Origin of the sequence: Rahnella rivi, from assembly GCF_019049655.1 — a bacterium.
Classification (GTDB): Bacteria; Pseudomonadota; Gammaproteobacteria; order Enterobacterales; family Enterobacteriaceae; genus Rahnella; species Rahnella rivi.
The window spans coordinates 38982-59033 of sequence record NZ_JAFMOX010000041.1 but is presented as its reverse complement, the minus strand read 5'-3'; the positions used below and the strand labels follow the sequence as shown (position 1 = coordinate 59033).

Sequence of the window (20052 nt, the reverse complement as noted above, 5' to 3'; positions counted from 1 at the left end):
ATATTTTACTTAAGATCGTCGATCGGTTTGATCGAGTAAATATTCTGTAACTGCATAAAACTACTGCTTATTTGATTATTAGATCGTCAGGATCGAAAATTTTCATTTTTTATGGAAAATATAATGGATTATTTTTATTCAGAAATGTTAATGAGGTTGATCACTCCTGCACTTCTAAAATAAATACTCTCCAGCTATTGATTAACAGAGGGGTTGAGTTTTTTTAGAGGTCATGAGGGATTATTTATTCTGTTTGAAAGGATTCATTTAATGAAAAAGATAAAGTTATTACCCCTTTGTATTATTCTTGCCCTGAGTCAGCAGAATTCATTTGCTGCTACTCCGCTCTCCGGTCCTGCTCCCGCTTGTCCAAAAAATATTGATGGTTTAAGTCAGGCCGATAAAGACGCACTTCCCGCAGCGTGTCAAAAATCAGGAATTACTGAGCAGCAGTTATGGATAACGGGAGGCGCGCTTGCCGGAGTGGCTGCGGTGGTCGGTATTGCCATGTCAGCTGGCGGTGGCGGTGGCGGTTCAGATGATGGCGGCAGCACACCGCCGAATCCGGATGACGGCGGCAACACGCCACCGAATCCGGACGACGGCGGCAACACGCCACCGAATCCGGATGACGGCGGTAACACGCCACCGAATCCGGATGACGGCGGTGATACGCCACCGAATCCGGACGATGGCGGTGATACGCCACCGGATCCCGATGATGGTGGCGATACGCCAGATCAAACGCCGGTGACCACCACTTATCCAAACGGACTGTCAGTGACGATGGTGCCGGGCGCAACGACCGCTTCGCTGACGCTCAGCGGTGAGACTATGCAGGCAGTGAAGCAGGCGAACGGCACCTGGCTTGTCACGGATTCGACGGGCAAAACCTATACTGCGCAGACGCTGGATCAGGCCACGGGCGCGATCACCGGTTACAGCATTGCCGATCGAAAATCATGGACCCTGGATGCAACGACACCCACCGGGAAAAAAATCTGGACGTCGCAATATCTCGATGTGAGTGGGAAATTGGAAAACGGGGAAATTATATATACCGGCACTATAGTGGTGGAAAATAAAGTTGGCCAAAAATATATAATAGACCCATACCAAGTGAGTTCACTTCCCGTTTATGTTCCTGATGGTATTAATGATAAAGGCCGTGTAAGGATAGAGGATAACGCCATATTTTTGAATTCAGGACGTATGGAGTTGGATGATGGCGTTGACGATTCTACCTTTGCTTTTGCCCCAAACAATTATATGTATACACTTGATGCTGTACGGCTGGACAATGGTGTATTTATTAATACCGGAGCTGTCACTGGCCGGTTTAGTTCAATTATCAGCCTGAACAGCTCAGATATTTATAATTCAGGCACCATTTCTGTGCTCGGTGAGGATGGAAAGTATGCTTTTGCTGGTAAGGATAATGTGATAACCACCAGTCTCTTTATCCTGGGGGGGGATTCGGCACAAAGTACAGATACCTGGACCAATACATCAACCGGGGTGATTACCGCCAGAGGGGGAACATCGGTCCTTTCAGATTTCGGTGGCAACATTGTTTATTCTGACCCACAGGCATCAGGATCTGCTCATGATCAGGGGACCATCAATGCGGTCAATGATGGCCTGATCGATTTCTCTCTGCTTAATTCGGTTAGCGCTAAACCAGATCTCATCTCTCCGAACACCCTGGCCGCAGTTTCATTAGGTAACAGCGCCGGCACGGTCAATACCTTTGTCAACAATGGCACAATGACCGTCAGCGGCGGTAATGCGGTGGCAATGTATGGTCAAAATAATACGACGCTGGTCAACAACGGGACGATCAATCTTGGCGATTCCAGCCTTTCTATCGCGGAAAATGGTACCGGGCTTGTGGCCTTTAAAGCGGTGGGCGACAACGTCACGGCCTATAACCAGGGCACGGTGAATATCAATGCCGACGGTTCCTATGTGTTTGACCGCGCAGGCAGCGCCACGGCGCATCTGGTGAATACCGGTGAAGTGAATGTGCGTGCGGGTGTGACGTCGTATGGGTTGGTGAAAGGCGAAGCCGGTACTGTTGTCGATACTACCTCGGTTTACCGCAGCACGGTCAGCAACTATACCGTAGGCACCACTGCCGCCGGCACGTCAGGGACAATGACGGTCAGCCATGCTGATTTGAACGACGTTTCTGTGGATACCGGTTTTACCTCCGGCACCGCCGCCCAGACTCAAACCTTCGACAATGTCTTTGTGGGTGAAGATATTCAGGGCGCGGAAAACATACAGTCAACCAGCGTCGTCTGGTCCGCCAGCGCGCAGACTGATCAGAGTGGCAACGTTGATGTCACGATGAGCAAAAACAGTTATCAGGACGTGGTCAGCAGTGATGCCAGCGCGCAGAACATGGCCGCCACGCTCGATGCGAACTACACCAACAACGCGTTGTATAGCAGCCTCAATCTGCAAACCGCGTCGGAAGTCGATAAAGCGATGCGTCAGCTTTCCGGCGTGGATGCCACCACCGCTTTCAAAGAGGCGCGAGTGCTGAGCCAGCGTTTCAATATGCTGGCCGATAACGCCATCGTATTGCCGTCAGGTTTTGGTTTTAATCTGGTGGATAAAAACGATAAACGCAGCGAACTGGGCAACGATACCCGTTATGACATGATGGCCCTGAGTCAGAGTTTTGACCTCAGTGCAGGCCAGAAGATGCAAATGCAGTACGGTATTGCGCGTCTGGACGGTAACGGCATCGATGGCAAAAGCAAAGCGGGTGATAACGGGTTGACCGGCGGTTACAGCCAGTTCTTCGGCATCAATCACAGCGTAGATTTTGGCAGTCTGAAACTGACCAACGCCTTGCGCTACGACGTGCATCAGCTGGAAAGTAACCGCAGCATCCGTTATTCCGGTGTTAACCAGACCGCCAGTTCTGACAACAGCCAGCAGTACATGGAATGGCGCAGCCAGTTCAGCAGAGGGTTTGACGTGGCAGAAGGTTTGAATCTGACCCCTTCTGTGGGCATGAAACTTCGCCACACCAATAACGATGCTTACAGCGAAAGAGGCGCGGGTGATTTCAATCTGAATATGGATTCCAGCAACGAAACGGCAGTAGATGCTGTCATCGGCGTTCAGATGAAATATGCGGCATCGAATGGCTGGGCGATGAATGCCCTGCTGGAAGGCGGGCCGAATCTCAGTTATACCCAATCTGCGCAGAAAGCCTCTTTGCAGGGCGCGAACAATGCCAGCTTTACCATGAACGACGATCAGCAGGGTGGTGGCTTTAATGGTGTCGCCAAAATGGGGCTGAGTTATGGCGGCAAGGCCGGCAAACTTGCCTTCGATGCTTATCAATGGAAAGAAGATGATATTGTCGATAAAGGTTTGTCACTAGGCTATCAATATAACTTCTAAATCATTTTATTAGTTCTTCAAAGCGGCCGCGAGGCCGCTTTATTCATCTTCTGTTTTCATAAAATGACATTGGTCATGGCGCTTAAAAGAGAGTCATTACCTGGAATGGAGTTTTCATGAGCATCGATAATATTAATAAGCTATACAGGAAATTTGATATAAACCTGCTTCCTTTATTTGTTTTACTTTTTGAGTGTGGCAGTGTAAGCCAAACCGCATCGCGTCTGGGGGTATCCGCTTCGGCAGTGTCGCAATCATTAAATAAACTGAGGGGATATTTTTTTGATCCGCTCTTTGTTCGTGATTGCCAGACGATGATACCCACGGACACCGCCAGACATTTATATTTCTTAGTGCATGATGATATGGTGAAACTGATTGAGGATATTGATCAGCTCCTTGATGCCAACGCTATTAAGAAACTGGTGATCCGCTGTTCAGATTATCTTTGTGTCAGATTATTTTCCGATATCTCAGACGTAGTGATGTCACAACACCCTAAATATCAGGTCATTCACGATTCGGCCTTTGAGAGGCCAGAGTCTGCAATGTCTTTTTCTGGCATGACTGAAGTCATTCTTGGTTTCACACCCTGTCAGGACAGTTCTTACGAAAATGTAAAAATAATGGATGAGGAGCTGTGTTACATCTGCTCAGATAATCATCCCCGCGTAAAAGATGTCCTGACAGAGGAGAACTTTCAGAATGAAGAATATATTGTATTTTACCGGATGAAGAATAAAGAAGATGAAATTGAAGGGTTCATTCCTAAGTCGAGATTCTTCAGTCTGCTGGAATATAATTCATTTATCACCTTGCTGAAAACGGTGGAAAACAGCGAATGTATTTGCATTATACCAAAATGGGTTTTAGACCATTTTAAAGAGATATTCAGTATTAAATGTATTGATTCGGTCCAAAAACTCCTGCCTTTACCCGTCTATCTGAGTTATCAGAAATCGATGGCGTCAGACCAAACGATTAAAGATATTCTCCGGCATTTTTCAACGCAGGCATTTGCAGGCGTGCTCTGACCCACCTTCCATTCCCTTACCAGGGAAAGTGCCTGTACCGGGCTTCAGTGTTTGCTGGGCCCCTGCAGGTTTTTTATCCAGAAGCCATTTTCATAGTGAAAACCACACGCCGTCATAAAGGCATCCAGCACGGGTTCCGGCTCGACTTTCATCGTCCAGCTTTTCACCTGCGGCAATTGCGCCTGCAAATCTTCCATCAGATATAACCCGACACCGCGACGGCGCGTCACTTCACGCACCAGCAGATCGCTGAGTTCACCCTGACTGCCGTTTAGCCGGATTTTCACGGCACCCAGAATGCGTTCATTAAACACCGCCGCAAACAGCGCACGATCATTTTGCAGGCTGGCTTGCCAGTCGTTTTGCGTTTGCTCAGGCCAGATTTTTGCCAGATCGATCAGGTCTTGTGCGCTGAGGGAGGTGAGTCTTTGAATCGTTAATTTCATGATGCGGAAGGTCTGAAAAAAGGAGGCGTGTAGTGTAGCGGATCCTGCTAAAAACCGGGCGTAACTTTTTTTGTACAGTAACAGCGCGAAAACTTTTTTGGCGATCCCTGTATAAGCGATAAATGTTGGCTTTAATCAATAATGCCAGCGTTTACCACTGATTGTCTGACAGGGAACCGATTTAATGCCCAGATAAAATTCTGTTTACACCTCATATTTCTGATTGTGCTATTTGATTTGCAGAAGAAAATTCCTGTTTAATGATATGAATTATAAAGTCTTATTCGAAAATAAGACGAAATAAGCCGGTAACTCGTTATTACTTATACTAAATTTCTTAAGTGATGACGTTTTGAACAGGCAAAGAAAGCGCAAACCACAACACACATCAACGGGGTAATCGGATGAAAGTAACAAAGGGTAAGATCTGGCTGGCAGGGTGTATTGCATTGGCAATGAGTCAGGCCGCGTTTGCAAAAGATATTAAAGTCGCCATCGTGGGCGCGATGTCCGGTCCGGTTGCCCAGTATGGCGATATGGAATTTACTGGCGCGAAACAAGCCATCGCTGACATCAACGCCAAAGGCGGCGTAAAAGGCGACAAACTGGTTGGCGTCGAATATGACGATGCCTGTGACCCGAAACAAGCGGTCGCCGTGGCTAACAAAGTGATCAACGACGGTATCCGTTACGTGATCGGCCACCTGTGTTCCTCTTCCACTCAGCCCGCCTCCGACATCTATGAAGATGAAGGCGTGTTAATGATCACACCGGCAGCGACCAACGCTGACCTGACCACCCGTGGTTACAAAATGGTGATGCGCACCACCGGTCTGGATTCCGATCAGGGCCCGACCGCTGCGAAATACATCCTCGACACCATCAAACCAAAACGTATTGCCGTGGTGCATGACAAACAGCAATACGGCGAAGGCCTGGCCCGTTCCGTACAGGACGCGCTGAAAAAAGGCGGCGGCAACGTGGTGCTGTTTGAAGGCGTCACCGCAGGCGATAAAGACTTCTCCACCCTGGTGGCGCGTCTGAAGAAAGAAAACGTCGATTTCGTTTATTTCGGCGGTTACTACCCGGAAATGGGCCAGATCCTGCGTCAGTCAAAACAGGCCGGTCTGAACGCGAAATTCATGGGTCCGGAAGGCGTGGGCAACTCCTCACTGTCTAACATTGCCGGTGATGCCTCTGAAGGTATGCTGGTGACGTTGCCAAAACGTTATGACCAGGTTCCGGCCAACCAGCCAATCGTTGACGAACTGAAAGCCAAGAAACTGGATCCAACCGGTCCGTTCGTCTGGACGACTTACGCCGCATTGCAGGCGCTGACCACCGGTATGGAACGCAGCGGCAGCATGGAACCGGCTGATATTGCTAAAAACCTGAAATCTGCGTCAGTGGATACCGTCATGGGCCCGCTGAGCTGGGATGATAAAGGTGACCTGAAAGGATTCGAATTCGGTATTTTCGAATGGCATAAAGACGGCACGTCTACCCCAATTAAATAAATGCCCGGCATCCTTCAGGTTGCAGGGGGTTGGCTGCACTCGCTCACCCGAATCACTGACTCATGTCAGCGCATCGGGACTCGTTCGATTGCCGCCTGCCTGCAACCAGAATGATTTTGGCATTGCTATGCAGTAGTAGCAGAACAGCGCATTACTCTGCCCGGCGTCTGGTGTTATATGAGGCGCCGGGTTGCAGTCTCAGCACAAGTTTTCAAACCCTTGATTAATAAGGATAGGGTATGTCAGAGCAGTTCCTCTATTTCACTCAGCAGATGTTCAACGGCGTTACGTTGGGCAGCACCTATGCGCTGATCGCCATTGGTTACACCATGGTTTACGGCATTATCGGCATGATCAACTTCGCCCACGGCGAGGTGTATATGATCGGCAGTTATGTCTCCTTTATCGTAATCGCCGCCCTGATGATGATGGGTATCGACGCCAGCTGGTTGCTGATCGGTGCCGGTTTTATCGCCGCGATTGTGATTTCCAGTGCCTACGGCTGGAGTATTGAACGCGTGGCGTATAAGCCGGTGCGTAACTCCAAACGTCTTATTGCACTGATTTCTGCCATCGGGATGTCTATTTTTCTGCAAAACTACGTCAGCCTGACCCAGGGCTCGCGTGATCTCGCCTTACCGAGTCTGGTGACCGGCCAGTGGACACTGGGCGAAGCTAACGGCTTTGCGGCGACCATCAGCACCATGCAGCTGATCATCTGGATAGTGACTTTTGTTGCCATGCTGGCGCTGACGCTGTTCATCCGTTATTCACGCATGGGCCGCGCCTGTCGCGCCTGCGCGGAAGATCTCAAAATGGCCAGCCTGCTGGGGATCAGCACTGACCGCGTGATCTCACTGACTTTCGTCATCGGCGCATTAATGGCGGCGGTGGCGGGCGTTCTCCTCGGTCAGTTCTACGGCGTCATCAACCCGTACATCGGCTTTATGGCCGGGATGAAAGCCTTCACCGCGGCGGTTCTCGGCGGTATCGGCAGCATTCCGGGGGCGATGATCGGCGGCCTGATTTTAGGCGTGGCCGAAGCGCTGACCTCGGCGTATCTGAGCACCGAATACAAAGACGTGGTGTCCTTCGCGCTGCTGATCGTGGTGCTGCTGGTACTGCCGACCGGTATTCTCGGACGTCCGGAGGTTGAGAAAGTATGAAGCGCCTGAATCTGTTAAATGCGCTGGTTTCCGCTTTCGTCCTGCTGGTGCTGGCCGCGTTCATCATGGGATTGCAGCTGAGCCTCGATGGCACAAAACTGGTGGTCAACGGGGCCGGTGAAGTGCGCTGGACGTGGATTGCCATCGGTTGTGCGATTGTTTTTGTGTTCCAGCTGTTCCGCCCGATGGTCAGCAGCAGCCTGAAAAAAATCTCCGGGCCAGGCTGGGTGTTGCCAAGCTTTGACGGCTCGACGCCGAAACAAAAACTGCTGGCGCTGGTGCTGATTATCGCCGCCATCGCCTGGCCGTTTATCGTCTCACGCGGGACGGTGGATATCGCCACGCTGACGCTCATCTACATCATGCTCGGCCTCGGCCTGAACGTGGTGGTCGGGCTGTCCGGCCTGCTGGTGCTGGGTTACGGCGGCTTTTACGCCATCGGCGCTTACACCTACGCGCTGCTCAATCACTATTACGGTATCGGGTTCTGGGAAGCGTTACCGCTGGCCGGTCTGGTGTCGGCGGCATTTGGTTTCCTGCTCGGATTCCCGGTTCTGCGATTGCGGGGCGACTATCTGGCGATTGTGACCCTCGGCTTCGGCGAAATCGTCCGTATCCTGCTGCTCAACAATACCGAACTGACCGGCGGGCCGAACGGCATCAGCCAGATCCCCAAACCGACGCTGTTCGGGCTGGAATTCAGCCGCACACCGCGCGACGGCGGCTGGGACACCTTCAGCAACTTCTTTGGCGTGGCCTACGACCCGAGCGACCGCATCATCTTCCTGTACATGGTGGCGCTGCTGCTGGTGATCGCCACCTTGTTCATCATCAACCGTTTGCTGCGTATGCCGCTGGGCCGTGCGTGGGAAGCGTTGCGTGAAGATGAAATTGCCTGCCGGTCGCTCGGGCTGAACCCGACCCGCATCAAACTGACCGCGTTCACCATCAGCGCCGCGTTTGCCGGTTTTGCCGGTACGCTGTTCGCTGCGCGTCAGGGCTTTGTCAGCCCGGAATCCTTCACCTTTGCGGAATCCGCTTTCGTGCTGGCTATCGTGGTGCTCGGCGGCATGGGCTCGCAGTTCGCAGTGATTCTGGCGGCGATTCTGCTGGTGGTTTCCCGTGAGCTGATGCGTGATCTGAACGAATACAGCATGTTACTGCTCGGTGCGTTAATGGTGCTGATGATGATCTGGCGTCCGCAGGGCTTGCTGCCGATGAAACGTGTCCATCTCAAACTGAAGCTTTCTAAGAAACAAATCGCGGATCAGGGGGAACAGGCATGAGCACGCAACCTCTGTTAGCGGTTGAAGGTCTGATGATGCGTTTTGGCGGCCTGCTGGCGGTCAACAACGTGGCGCTGAACCTCAACCAGGGCGAAATTGTTTCGCTGATCGGCCCGAACGGCGCCGGTAAAACCACGGTGTTTAACTGCCTGACCGGTTTCTACAAGCCGAGCGGCGGCACCATTAAACTGCGCGACCAGCATCTTGAAGGGTTACCGGGGCAGAAAATCGCCCGCATGGGCGTGGTGCGCACTTTCCAGCACGTGCGTCTGTTCCGCGAAATGACTGTGATTGAAAACCTGCTGGTTGCCCAGCATCAGCACCTGAAAAGCGGTGTACTGGCGGGCTTGTTCAAAACGCCGGGATTCCGTCGCGCTGAAGCGGATGCACTGGATCGCGCTGCCGACTGGCTGGAACGTGTCGGGCTGCTCGAACTGGCCAACCGTCAGGCGGGGAATCTGGCGTACGGCCAGCAACGCCGTCTGGAGATTGTGCGCTGCATGGTGACGCGTCCGGAAATCCTGATGCTCGACGAACCGGCAGCCGGCCTGAACCCGCGGGAAACCGAAGAGCTGAACCAGCTGATTGCCGAGCTGCGTAACCAGCACAACGTGTCGGTGCTGCTGATTGAGCACGACATGAAACTGGTGATGGGCATTTCTGACCGCATCTACGTGGTGAATCAGGGCACGCCGCTGGCGCAGGGCACACCGGCTGAAATTCGTAACAATCCGGATGTGATCCGTGCGTATCTTGGCGAAGGGTAAGGGACAGAACACGATGTTGTCATTTAATCAGGTATCCGCCCATTACGGCAAAATTCAGGCGCTGCATGAAGTCAGTCTGAGTATTAATAAAGGGGAAATCGTCACGCTGATCGGCGCGAACGGCGCGGGTAAAACCACGCTGCTCGGCAGTTTGTGTGGCGAACCGCGTGCGACGAACGGCTCGATCATTTTCGAAGGGCAGGACATCACCCGGTGGCAGACCGCCAAAATCATGCGTGGCGATATCGCGATTGTGCCGGAAGGCCGCCGCGTGTTCTCCCGCATGACGGTGGAAGAGAATCTGGCGATGGGCGGTTTCTTTGCCACACGCGACCAGTTTCATGCCCGTCTGGAGCGCGTATTTACGCTGTTTCCGCGCCTGAAAGAGCGCCGTGTGCAGCGTTCCGGCACCATGTCCGGCGGTGAACAACAGATGCTGGCGATTGGCCGTGCGCTGATGAGCCAGCCGCGTTTGCTGCTGCTCGATGAACCGTCGCTGGGGCTGGCGCCGATCATCATCCAGCAGATTTTTGACACCATCCAGCAACTGCGCGAAGAGGGGATGACCATCTTCCTGGTCGAGCAAAACGCCAATCAGGCGCTCAAACTCGCCGACCGCGGTTATGTGCTGGAGAACGGCCATGTGGTCCTGGAAGATACCGGTGCGGCATTGCTGGCGAACGAAGCGGTGCGTGCGGCCTATCTCGGCGCATAAATTGGCTTCGGATTTCAAAAATCTGTGATAAATCTATAAAACCGCACGGCTGGCGCTTTGCGGTTTTTATTTTGTCGATAAATTAACAACTCTTACATTCTTATAACTTGGCTACTCATCAGGAACATTTCATGAACACAGAAGGTTTACTCGCCGCCCGCATGGTCAGGCTCAAAAGCTCAGCCATCCGGGAACTGCTTAAACACAGCAAAATGGAAGGCGTTATTTCACTGGCGGGCGGTATTCCTTCTTCGGCGCTGTTCGATTTCGACGGCCTGCGCGAAGCCACGCAGCAGGCGATCACTGAACAGCCTGAGCACGCTTTCCAGTACGGTCTGACGGAAGGCAGCCATACGCTGCGTGAGCGTATTGCTGAGCTTTGTGCAGAGCGTGGTGTGGTTGCCGGTGCTGACGATATCGTGGTCACCGCCGGTTCCCAGCAGGCGCTGGATCTGGTGATGCGTGCCGTCGTGAACCCGCATGATATTTTCGTGGTGGAACGCCCGACCTATCTGGCGGCGTTACAGACGCTGGAACTGGCCGAAGCGCAGATCCTCTCCGTTGGCTCCGACGGCGACGGCATGATTGTTGATGAACTGGCTGAACTGCTGAAAACCCGCAAAATTAAAGGCGTCTATCTGGTGCCGACATTCGGCAACCCGAGCGGTGTAACCCTGAGCCGCGCCCGTCGTGAGCAACTGGTGAAACTGGCGGCACAGCACGAATTCCTGATTGTAGAAGATGACCCGTACGGCGAACTGCGTTTCACCGATGAACGCCAGCCGACGTTGTTTGAGCTGTCGAAAGCGTTGTTCGGCCACGCCGAGAACATCATCTATACCTCGACCTTTTCTAAAATTCTGGCGCCGGGTCTGCGTCTGGGCTGGGTGATCATGCCAGACTGGTTGCTGCACAAAGTCGCCATCATTAAACAGGCGGCGGATCTGCACGCCAGCGCGCTGTCACAGTCAATTGCCGAATGCTATCTCGGCCTGGGGCGTTTGCCTGCCCAGATCGAAACCATTCGTGCGGCGTACAAAAAGAAATGTCAGGTCATGGCTGAGCTGCTCGAGCGTGAACTGGGCGACGTGCTGACCTTCGAATATCCGAAAGGCGGTATGTTCCTGTGGGCGCGTTTCCGCGAGCCGCGCAACTGCGCTGAATGGATGAAAAAGACGCTGGAGCAGGGCGTGGTCTTTGTGCCGGGCGAATTCTTCTATGCCGATAATCCGGATCACTCGACCTTCCGTCTTTCCTTCGCGACCGCAACCGAAGAACAAATGCACGAAGCGGTGGCCCGCCTGAAACGCGCGCTGTAATTTCTCTTTATCGTATTCCCTGAGGCGCATCAGTAACCTGATGCGCCTTATTTTTTTGCTTCATCGCGTGGGTGTCCGGAAAAGTGGGATAATCTAAGGGTAACCCCCCATCGGCATAGATAGCCAAAGTCAGTGGCTACTGGTTCATATCTCTCCCTAATATTCAGCGATATAACACACGTTTAATGAAGAAGAATTGGAATTTATAATATCTTGTCATTAAACCATTTATGTATTAATGTTTTTTTTCAACACGAAATCAGGGAAGTATATCGTGGCAGACACCGATAATATTTCAAGTGATATAGAAGATATTGCGTATAGAATTTCAGACATCATCATGTCCCCCGCCACAATTACCGGATTAATTAATGGCGCACTTAGCGTTCCTTTGGATATGGGTTATCTGGCCCTGGGGTATTTTGATACAGACTCCCGCTTTGCACATCAGACACAGCGTTTCCGAATGGCTGAAGCAATACATAATGACATATTGAATTACAAACATATAACACATGCGGTAGGGATTATATTTAACGAATTCGATAAATATACCTCAGTAAATAAACAAAATAATGCCTATCGTGGTGTCGTATCTTCAGTGGCAGGGCGTTTAATTACCGCGAAACTAATTGCGGTAATCGGTGCTGCTGTGCTTGCGAGAGTGTCATTTATCGGTACCCAAAGTGCCAAAAACTGGATTGGCAGGGTGACGATGATTTTACTGATAGGGGGAATGAGTGAGCGCTCAATAAGAAAGTCAGAAAGCCTTGCCATCGAAGTCCCGGAGATTTACAGACTCCTTCGCCCACAGGATTATGACCTTACTTACTTTCTTTTTGAACCTGCGGTTAAACCGTTCATTGATGCGGTGCACATAGGTGCGACGCGCGGGCAGCCTGAATTTGACAGGATAATCGATGCTGTAGGGCGAAAACTGCATGTCACACAATAAACCGCTTCTGGTTGTTGCAAAAGGCGCTGCGAAAGGGGTGATATTTGCCGTCGTCAAAGTATGGGATTTTTTTGAATCCGTGCTTTTTGTTGGCGGGTTAATCGGATGCCTTATGCTGCCAGTTGTATGGCCTATGAAATTTGTTTATGCCGCAGGATGGCTGGTTTTTTTCTTCTGTGTATCAAAGTACATCGGAAAAATAGAAGGCTATAGGAAGAAAAACAGAAACGTTAAATTAAGGAAATAAAAAATGTCTAATCCTGCTTATTTGTGGTTAACGGATGAAAATGGTTCTCCTATTATCGGAAACTGTGATGTTCACGGGCGTATTGGCTCTATTGAAGTAAAATCACTTTCACATCATCTGACAGTTCCGACGGACAGGAATACGGGGAAATTAACAGGCACGCGTATTCATACGCCGATCCTATTCCAAAAGGAATTTGATCGCACAACCCCCATACTTTACCGTGCGATTAGTCAGGGACTCACGCTTAAATCCGCTGAATTAAAGATGTATCACACAGCAGATGCTGGTGCAGAAGCGGAGTATTTCAACATTCGCATGGAAAATGTGAAAATCACCGGCATTACTCCGAGCCTTCATCCAGATTCGGGAACAGGAACGCATCTGGAAAATATTGAAATTCGCTATGAGTCAATTCAATGGAAATATGTCGACGGAAACATAATATTTAAAGACAGCTGGAATGAACGCACCGTTGCATAACGCTAATAAGATAAGCCGTCCTGAAGACGGTTTATCATTACGCTTAACCGCCATGAACCTCATTTTCTGCCATCTGCCTGTCATCACCGCTTAACTTCCTCGTAACCTTATTGTCATTTTTCCGTGTCATTTTACCTCCCGACTCTACCCGGCATACTTCAGGCTGCACTTGCAGCACACCAGCAGAATTCAGGAGACAGGCATGTTCATCAACCTCAAAAAAACGGTTATCGGCACCGCGCTGGCGCTGGCTTTCAGCGCCAATGCTTTCGCTGTGACAGAAATTCCTTTCTGGCATTCAATGGATGGCGAGTTAGGGAAAGAAGTGAACTCACTGGCTGACCGTTTTAACCAGACGCACCCTGATGTCAAAATCGTGCCTGTTTACAAAGGCAAATATGACGAAAGCCTGGCTGCGGGTATCGCCGCGTACCGTACCGGTAATGCACCGGCGATTTTGCAGGTGTACGAAGTGGGTACCGCGACCATGATGGCCAGCAAAGCCATCAAGCCGGTCTACGAAGTGTTCAGCGATGCCGGTCTTAAGCAGGATGTGTCTCAGTTCGTGCCGACCGTTTCCGGTTACTACTCCGATTCCAAAGGCCGCCTGCTGTCCCAGCCTTTCAACAGCTCCACGCCGGTGCTGTATTACAACAAAGACGCGTTCAAGAAAGCCGGTCTGAACCCGGATCAGCCACCAAAAACCTGGCAGGACATGGCCGCCTACACCGAGAAATTGCGTGAAGCGGGCATGAAATGCGGATATGCCAGCGGCTGGCAGGGTTGGATCCAGATTGAAAACTTCAGCGCCTGGCACGGCCTGCCGATCGCCACCAAAAACAACGGTTTCGATGGCACTGACGCGGTTCTGGAATTCAACAAACCTGAACAAATCAAACATATCCAGATGCTGGAAGACATGAACAAAAAAGGTGATTTCACCTATTTTGGTCGTAAAGATGAATCCACCGCCAAGTTCTACAACGGCGATTGCGCGATGACCACCGCGTCTTCCGGTTCACTGGCTGACATCCGTCAGTATTCCAAATTCAACTACGGCGTAGGCATGATGCCTTACGACGCAGACATCAAAGGCGCACCACAAAACGCCATCATCGGCGGCGCAAGCCTGTGGGTGATGAACGGCAAAGACAAAGACACCTACAAAGGCGTCGCCGAATTCCTGCAATTCCTGACCACGCCGGCCATCGCTGCCGAATGGCATCAGAAAACCGGTTATCTGCCGGTGACCACCGCCGCGTATGAGCTGACCAAAAAAGAAGGCTTCTACGAGAAGAATCCAGGTTCTGACGTCGCTACCCGCCAGATGCTGAACAAACCACCGTTACCGTTCACTAAAGGCCTGCGTCTGGGCAACATGCCGCAGATCCGTACCATTGTGGATGAAGAACTGGAAAGCGTGTGGAGCGGTAAAAAAACGGCGAAAGAAGCACTGGATACCGCAGTACAGCGCGGGAACTTACTGCTGCGTCGCTTCGAAGCTTCTACTAAGTAAGTCGGCTACTGTGCATTGCCCGTCTGGATTGGGCAGTGCCTGCTCTCGTCATGGACGTTGTGTCCGCGCCGGGAGCTGTGCGCTGTCCGCACCCGGTCTGGCTTCGCTCGCTACGCCTCCTCCGGCGTAGCCTGCCTTTTGTCATCGCATTAACGAGTAAACCATCATGAGTTCACACCGTCCCGGTTTTGGTTGCAGCTGGTTGCCCTACGCACTGGTGCTGCCGCAGCTGTTAATCACCGCGATATTCTTCCTGTGGCCTGCCGGTCAGGCGCTGTGGTATTCGGTGCAGACGCTGGATCCTTTCGGCTTATCCAGTACCTTCGCCGGTCTGACAAACTTCACGCAGCTTTTTCAGGATCCGTACTATCTCGAATCTTTCTACACCACGCTGAAATTCAGCTTTATGGTGGCCTTTATCGGACTGGCCGTTTCGCTGTTTTTCGCGGCGCTGGTCGATCACGTGGTGCGCGGCAGCCGGATTTATCAGACGCTGATGATCCTGCCTTACGCCGTGGCGCCTGCCGTGGCCGCCGTCTTGTGGATGTTTTTATTCAGCCCCGGTCTGGGTCTGATCACCCATTTCTTAGGCTCGATTGGCTACAACTGGAACCACGCACAAAACAGCGGTCAGGCGATGTTCCTGGTGGTGCTGGCGTCGGTCTGGAAGCAAATCAGCTACAACTTCCTGTTCTTCCTGGCGGCGTTGCAGTCGATCCCTAAATCGCTGGTGGAAGCGGCGGCGATCGACGGCGCAGGCCCGGTACGACGTTTCTTCAATCTGGTGCTGCCGCTGATTTCGCCGGTGAGTTTCTTCCTGCTGGTGGTCAATCTGGTGTACGCCTTCTTCGATACCTTCCCGGTCATTGATGCCGCGACGGCCGGTGGCCCGGTGCAGGCGACCACCACGCTGATTTATAAAGTCTATCGCGAAGGTTTCTCCGGCCTGGATCTGTCCAGCTCTGCCGCGCAGTCCGTGATTCTGATGCTGCTGGTTTGCGGCCTGACGTTCATTCAGTTCCGCTTTGTCGAGCGTAAGGTGCGTTACCAATGATTGAAAACCGCAGAGGGCTGGATATCTTCAGCCACATCATGCTGCTGCTCGGCGTGCTGGTGATTTTGTTTCCGCTGTACGTCGCCTTTGTGGCGGCATCGCTGGATAACAAACAGATTTTTGAGGTGCCGATGACGCTGATCCCAGGCAGTCATTTATGGGAAAACATCAGCACCATCTGGACGCAGGGCGTCGGCAATAACAGCCCGGCGTTTGGCCGTTTGCTGGTCAACAGTTTTGTGATGGCAATCGTTATCACCGTCGGCAAGATTTCCGTCTCGATGCTGTCGGCGTTCGCCATTGTCTACTTCCGTTTTCCACTGCGTAACCTGTTCTTCTGGCTGATTTTCATGACGCTGATGCTGCCGGTGGAAGTGCGTATTTTCCCGACCGTGCAGGTGATCGCCAATCTGCATATGCTCGACAGTTACACCGGCCTGACGCTGCCGCTGATGGCGTCGGCGACCGCCACCTTCCTGTTCCGTCAGTTCTTTATGACCTTGCCGGATGAGCTGCTGGAAGCCGCGCGCATCGACGGCGCAGGCGCCATGCGCTTTTTCTGGGACATCGTTTTGCCGCTGTCGAAAACCAATCTCGCGGCGCTGTTCGTTATCACCTTCATCTATGGCTGGAACCAGTATCTGTGGCCGATCCTGATCACCAGCGATGCCTCGATGGGCACGGCGGTGGCGGGGATCAAAAGCATGATCTCCTCCGGCGACGGCTCGACCCAATGGAATCAGGTGATGGCGGCCATGATCCTGACCTTATTACCACCGCTGGCGGTGGTGCTCCTGATGCAGCGCTGGTTTGTGCGCGGCCTGGTAGACAGTGAGAAGTAAACCGAAATGGCAAATTTGAAATTACAGGCAGTGACCAAGTCTTACGACGGCAAAAACCAGATCATCCAGAGTATCGATCTGGACGTCGCCGACGGTGAATTTATCGTGATGGTCGGGCCTTCCGGCTGCGGAAAATCGACCCTGCTGCGGATGGTGGCGGGGCTTGAGCGCACGACATCCGGCGATATCTACATTAACGACCAGCGCGTCACCGAGCTGGAACCGAAAGATCGCGGTATCGCGATGGTGTTCCAGAACTACGCGTTGTATCCGCACATGACCGTGTTCGACAACATGGCGTATGGCCTGAAAATTCGCGGCTTCGGCAAAGCGCAGATCCTTGCCCGCGTTGAAGAAGCCGCACGCATCCTCGAGCTCGGCCCGCTGCTTAAACGCAAGCCGCGTGAGCTTTCCGGCGGCCAGCGTCAGCGTGTGGCAATGGGGCGCGCTATCGTGCGCGAACCGGCGGTATTCCTGTTCGACGAACCCCTCTCCAACCTCGACGCCAAACTGCGCGTGCAGATGCGCCTTGAACTGCAACAGCTTCACCGCCGTCTGCGCACCACCAGTTTGTACGTCACCCACGATCAGGTCGAAGCCATGACGCTGGCGGAACGCGTGATCGTGATGAACAAAGGCATTGCGGAACAAATCGGTACGCCGTCGGAAGTGTATCGCCGTCCGGCCAGCCTGTTTGTTGCCAGCTTTATCGGCTCACCGGCCATGAATCTGCTGCCCGGCCAGCTGACCAGCGACGGCACGTCGCTGGTGATGGAAGACGGTTTTGAGTTACCGCTGCCGGTTCCGCGCCCGGAATGGGGTGGCCGGGAGCTGACCGTTGGTGTTCGTCCTGAGCACATTCAGCTGACCGACGATCAGCAAAAAGGGATCCCGATGGTGCTTAACACGCTGGAACTGCTGGGCGCAGATAATCTGGCGCACGGCAAACTGGCGGGCAGCGGCGTTGTGGTGCGTTTATCGCATGAAGTGTTTCCGACGGCAGGCTCGCTGTTGCGCTTGGATTTCCCGGTGAAAGCGTTACACTTTTTCGATACTCAAACCGGATTACGGATGGAATGAACATGAAAGCCTGGCCTTACCCTCGCATTGTGGCGCACCGTGGCGGCGGCGCACTGGCACCGGAAAATACGCTGGCAGCCATCGACGTTGGCGCAAAATACGGCCACACCATGATCGAGTTTGACGCCAAACTGGCGCAGGGCGGGGAAATCTTCCTGCTGCACGACGATACGCTCAACCGCACCAGCAATGGCTGGGGCGTGGCGGGGGAGCTGCCGTGGGAAAAACTGCAACAGCTTGACGCGGGCGACTGGTACGGTGCCGCGTTTAAAGGCGAGAAATTGCCGTTGCTGGCCGAGGTGGCCGAACGCTGTGCGCGCCACAATATGATGGTGAATATCGAGATCAAACCGACCACCGGAACCAATGAGAAAACCGGCACCGGGGTGGCGCTGGCCGCCCGCGAACTGTGGAAAGATCAGGCCGTTGCGCCGCTGCTTTCCTCGTTCGAATTCGACGCGCTGGTCGCGGCCAAAAAAGCCGCACCGGAATTGCCGCGCGGTTTGCTGATTGACGAATGGCACGAAAACTGGAAAGCGCTGACCGATGAACTGGAATGCGTTTCCCTGCATCTCAACCATAAATTGCTTAACGAAGAGCGGGTCAGGGCGATCAAAGACGCCGGGCTGCATATTCTGGTTTACACCGTGAATAACCCGGAGCGCGCCCGCGAATTATTGCGCTGGGGCGTGGATTGCATCTGCACGGATAAGATTGATGTGATCGGGCCGGATTTTGTCTGATAACAAAAAATAAGGCGCGTTCATCGCGCCTTATTCATTTCACCGCAATAATTATCAGTGCTTCAGCAGGCGTGGAAGTTGGTTATCCAGTTCCAGCAGGCAGGAATCCATATATTTTTCGGTGGTTTTGGTGACCAGCGCATAGTTATTTGCCTGCCAGTCAGCAAGCGAAGCGGTCACGACAGTCGGCGTACATTCTGCAATAACCCAGGCGGAGAACATATTCGCATCTTCAGGTTTCTTGTAGAACTTAATGGTATAGCGCAGTTCATAATCAGAATTAGCGCTGGAGAGATCTTTATAAACCAGCAACCACTGTGCAGCCACAATATTCAGATTGTTTTTATACTGATAGCCGTTGCCGTTTTTTTCCAGCCATTTTGCGATGAGAGGCTTGGCTCTTGGCGTGAGGTAGTTTTTCGTGGGTTCTGGCAGGGCTTTGATCTCCGATCCTTTCAGGTTTTCCTTACTGAAGGAATTTACGGCAATTCCTCCGGCAAGCACGGATGTCAGAACATTCAGCCCCACGCCTGCCGCTGTGTAAGAGGGCGTCACTTCACGTAAATACATATCGGGCGAGCGGTTGTTATTCATATCTGCTGAAGCAAAACCAGAGTACAAGCCAACACTGCTGCCATTAGCGGCAGTGATTTTTTCAGATTGAGTCGTGGCACACGCGGATAATAATAAGCTTGCAGCGACGACGACAATCCCTGTTGAAACTTTCATGCAACAATTTCCCTTTTAGCTTTATAAAAATCTATCAATGCATCTTCAGGTATTAACCCTGTTTTATTCATTGTGTTGTTTCTGGGGCAGAACGACGTTATTCCTGTCGGCCAGGAAGATTAAAGCATTAATAAAAATATTAGGGAAGGCGTGATTTATTTAATGCGGTAATATTACCGGAGGTAAATAGTCGGGGAAGGCGAACGGCTTTTAAAAAACTAAGAGGCACTGAGTGCCTCCGGTCATATTACGGTGTCTGATTTAACTTCTGGTTTAACGTCTGGTTATTCTGCTGGATCTGCAACCGTTGCTGATTGCTCTGGATTTGCGATTTCAGCTTAAGCTGTTGCTGCTGCTGACTGCTGCGTAAATCCTGCTCCTGCTGGCGTTTCTGCATTTGCTGATTGTTCTGCTGCTGTTGTTGCATACGCTGTTGCGACGGGTTGGTCAGCAGGGGATCGTTAGCGTTGGGCACTTTGTCGGCGGCGCCCGCAGTGTGAACGGCAAGCAGCAATGGCAGTACGGCAATAATTCCATATAAGCGTTTCATCGGTTCATCCTCCATTTCCAGTCATCCGTTAAGTGTATGCCATCACACCCGACAGCGTGTCATTTGAGGGCACGTTTCCCTCAAAGCGTGGCATGCGTCTCGTTTGCTCTATAATTAAACAGACGTAAACCATCTTCACGCTTCGCGGTTTCCTTCATTCCGCTACAATCATCCATCTTT

19 protein-coding genes are annotated in these 20052 nt (G+C 52.1%); 16 read left to right on the top strand and 3 right to left on the bottom strand.

What is annotated here, in order from left to right:
* Window positions 1-270: 270 nt before the first annotated feature.
* Window positions 271-3423 carry an autotransporter outer membrane beta-barrel domain-containing protein gene (locus J1779_RS02105; protein ID WP_217202727.1) on the top strand — a complete coding sequence of 1051 codons (3153 nt, stop codon included), beginning with the start codon at window positions 271-273 and terminating at the stop codon, window positions 3421-3423.
* Between the two features lie 116 nt (window positions 3424-3539).
* On the top strand, window positions 3540-4457 hold the full coding sequence (locus tag J1779_RS02100; RefSeq protein ID WP_217202726.1) for a LysR family transcriptional regulator: 918 nt from the start codon (window positions 3540-3542) through the stop codon (window positions 4455-4457).
* Between the two features lie 44 nt (window positions 4458-4501).
* Here the strand turns inward: J1779_RS02100 and panM are convergent, their stop codons facing one another.
* The gene (gene panM / locus J1779_RS02095) at window positions 4502-4903 is read right to left on the bottom strand and encodes an aspartate 1-decarboxylase autocleavage activator PanM (RefSeq protein ID WP_217202725.1); all 402 of its coding nucleotides are present in this window, start codon (window positions 4901-4903) and stop codon (window positions 4502-4504) included.
* Window positions 4904-5307: 404 nt separating this feature from the next.
* Between panM and J1779_RS02090 the strand changes: the two genes are divergently transcribed.
* The 14 genes from J1779_RS02090 to ugpQ all read left to right on the top strand — a co-directional run bounded on the left by J1779_RS02090 (window position 5308) and on the right by ugpQ (window position 18593).
* Complete coding sequence (locus tag J1779_RS02090) at window positions 5308-6420, top strand: branched-chain amino acid ABC transporter substrate-binding protein (RefSeq protein ID WP_056772160.1); 1113 nt, start codon at window positions 5308-5310, stop codon at window positions 6418-6420.
* Between the two features lie 239 nt (window positions 6421-6659).
* On the top strand, window positions 6660-7586 hold the full coding sequence (gene livH / locus J1779_RS02085; RefSeq protein WP_056772157.1) for a high-affinity branched-chain amino acid ABC transporter permease LivH: 927 nt from the start codon (window positions 6660-6662) through the stop codon (window positions 7584-7586).
* Window positions 7583-8872: a high-affinity branched-chain amino acid ABC transporter permease LivM gene (locus J1779_RS02080; protein ID WP_056772153.1), complete on the top strand. Its 1290-nt coding sequence runs from the start codon at window positions 7583-7585 to the stop codon at window positions 8870-8872. The genes livH and J1779_RS02080 overlap by 4 nt, the downstream gene beginning before the upstream one ends.
* The gene (livG, locus tag J1779_RS02075) at window positions 8869-9639 is read left to right on the top strand and encodes a high-affinity branched-chain amino acid ABC transporter ATP-binding protein LivG (RefSeq protein WP_013577465.1); all 771 of its coding nucleotides are present in this window, start codon (window positions 8869-8871) and stop codon (window positions 9637-9639) included. Before J1779_RS02080 ends, livG begins: the two co-directional genes overlap by 4 nt.
* Before the next feature lie 13 nt (window positions 9640-9652).
* A complete protein-coding gene (livF, locus tag J1779_RS02070) occupies window positions 9653-10354 on the top strand; it encodes a high-affinity branched-chain amino acid ABC transporter ATP-binding protein LivF (protein WP_136376388.1) in 702 nt (233 codons plus the stop codon).
* 131 nt (window positions 10355-10485) lie between these two features.
* Window positions 10486-11673, top strand: a complete 1188-nt coding sequence (locus J1779_RS02065) for an aminotransferase-like domain-containing protein (protein WP_217202724.1) — start codon at window positions 10486-10488, stop codon at window positions 11671-11673.
* Between the two features lie 340 nt (window positions 11674-12013).
* Window positions 12014-12628 (top strand): hypothetical protein, encoded by a 615-nt coding sequence (locus tag J1779_RS02060; protein WP_238485032.1) that lies wholly within the window; start codon window positions 12014-12016, stop codon window positions 12626-12628.
* Complete coding sequence (locus tag J1779_RS02055; RefSeq protein WP_183850402.1) at window positions 12615-12875, top strand: hypothetical protein; 261 nt, start codon at window positions 12615-12617, stop codon at window positions 12873-12875. The genes J1779_RS02060 and J1779_RS02055 overlap by 14 nt, the downstream gene beginning before the upstream one ends.
* Window positions 12876-12878: 3 nt before the next feature.
* Window positions 12879-13358 carry an Hcp family type VI secretion system effector gene (locus J1779_RS02050; RefSeq protein ID WP_217202722.1) on the top strand — a complete coding sequence of 160 codons (480 nt, stop codon included), beginning with the start codon at window positions 12879-12881 and terminating at the stop codon, window positions 13356-13358.
* A 202-nt stretch (window positions 13359-13560) separates the two neighbouring features.
* Window positions 13561-14874, top strand: coding sequence for a sn-glycerol-3-phosphate ABC transporter substrate-binding protein UgpB (gene ugpB, locus J1779_RS02045; protein WP_183850407.1), 1314 nt, complete (start codon window positions 13561-13563; stop codon window positions 14872-14874).
* A 166-nt stretch (window positions 14875-15040) separates the two neighbouring features.
* A complete protein-coding gene (ugpA, locus tag J1779_RS02040) occupies window positions 15041-15928 on the top strand; it encodes a sn-glycerol-3-phosphate ABC transporter permease UgpA (protein ID WP_056772129.1) in 888 nt (295 codons plus the stop codon).
* The gene (ugpE, locus tag J1779_RS02035) at window positions 15925-16770 is read left to right on the top strand and encodes a sn-glycerol-3-phosphate ABC transporter permease UgpE (protein ID WP_122096543.1); all 846 of its coding nucleotides are present in this window, start codon (window positions 15925-15927) and stop codon (window positions 16768-16770) included. The genes ugpA and ugpE overlap by 4 nt, the downstream gene beginning before the upstream one ends.
* 6 nt (window positions 16771-16776) lie before the next feature.
* Window positions 16777-17850: a sn-glycerol-3-phosphate import ATP-binding protein UgpC gene (locus tag J1779_RS02030; RefSeq protein WP_217202721.1), complete on the top strand. Its 1074-nt coding sequence runs from the start codon at window positions 16777-16779 to the stop codon at window positions 17848-17850.
* A gap of 2 nt (window positions 17851-17852) precedes the next feature.
* A complete protein-coding gene (gene ugpQ, locus J1779_RS02025; RefSeq protein WP_420804199.1) occupies window positions 17853-18593 on the top strand; it encodes a glycerophosphodiester phosphodiesterase in 741 nt (246 codons plus the stop codon).
* Between the two features lie 54 nt (window positions 18594-18647).
* Here ugpQ and J1779_RS02020 read toward each other — a convergent pair whose 3' ends face one another.
* Both J1779_RS02020 and J1779_RS02015 read right to left on the bottom strand, forming a co-directional pair.
* Complete coding sequence (locus tag J1779_RS02020) at window positions 18648-19322, bottom strand: hypothetical protein (protein WP_217202719.1); 675 nt, start codon at window positions 19320-19322, stop codon at window positions 18648-18650.
* A 247-nt stretch (window positions 19323-19569) separates the two neighbouring features.
* Window positions 19570-19872, bottom strand: coding sequence for a DUF2756 domain-containing protein (locus J1779_RS02015; RefSeq protein WP_056772401.1), 303 nt, complete (start codon window positions 19870-19872; stop codon window positions 19570-19572).
* Window positions 19873-20052 lie beyond the last annotated feature (180 nt).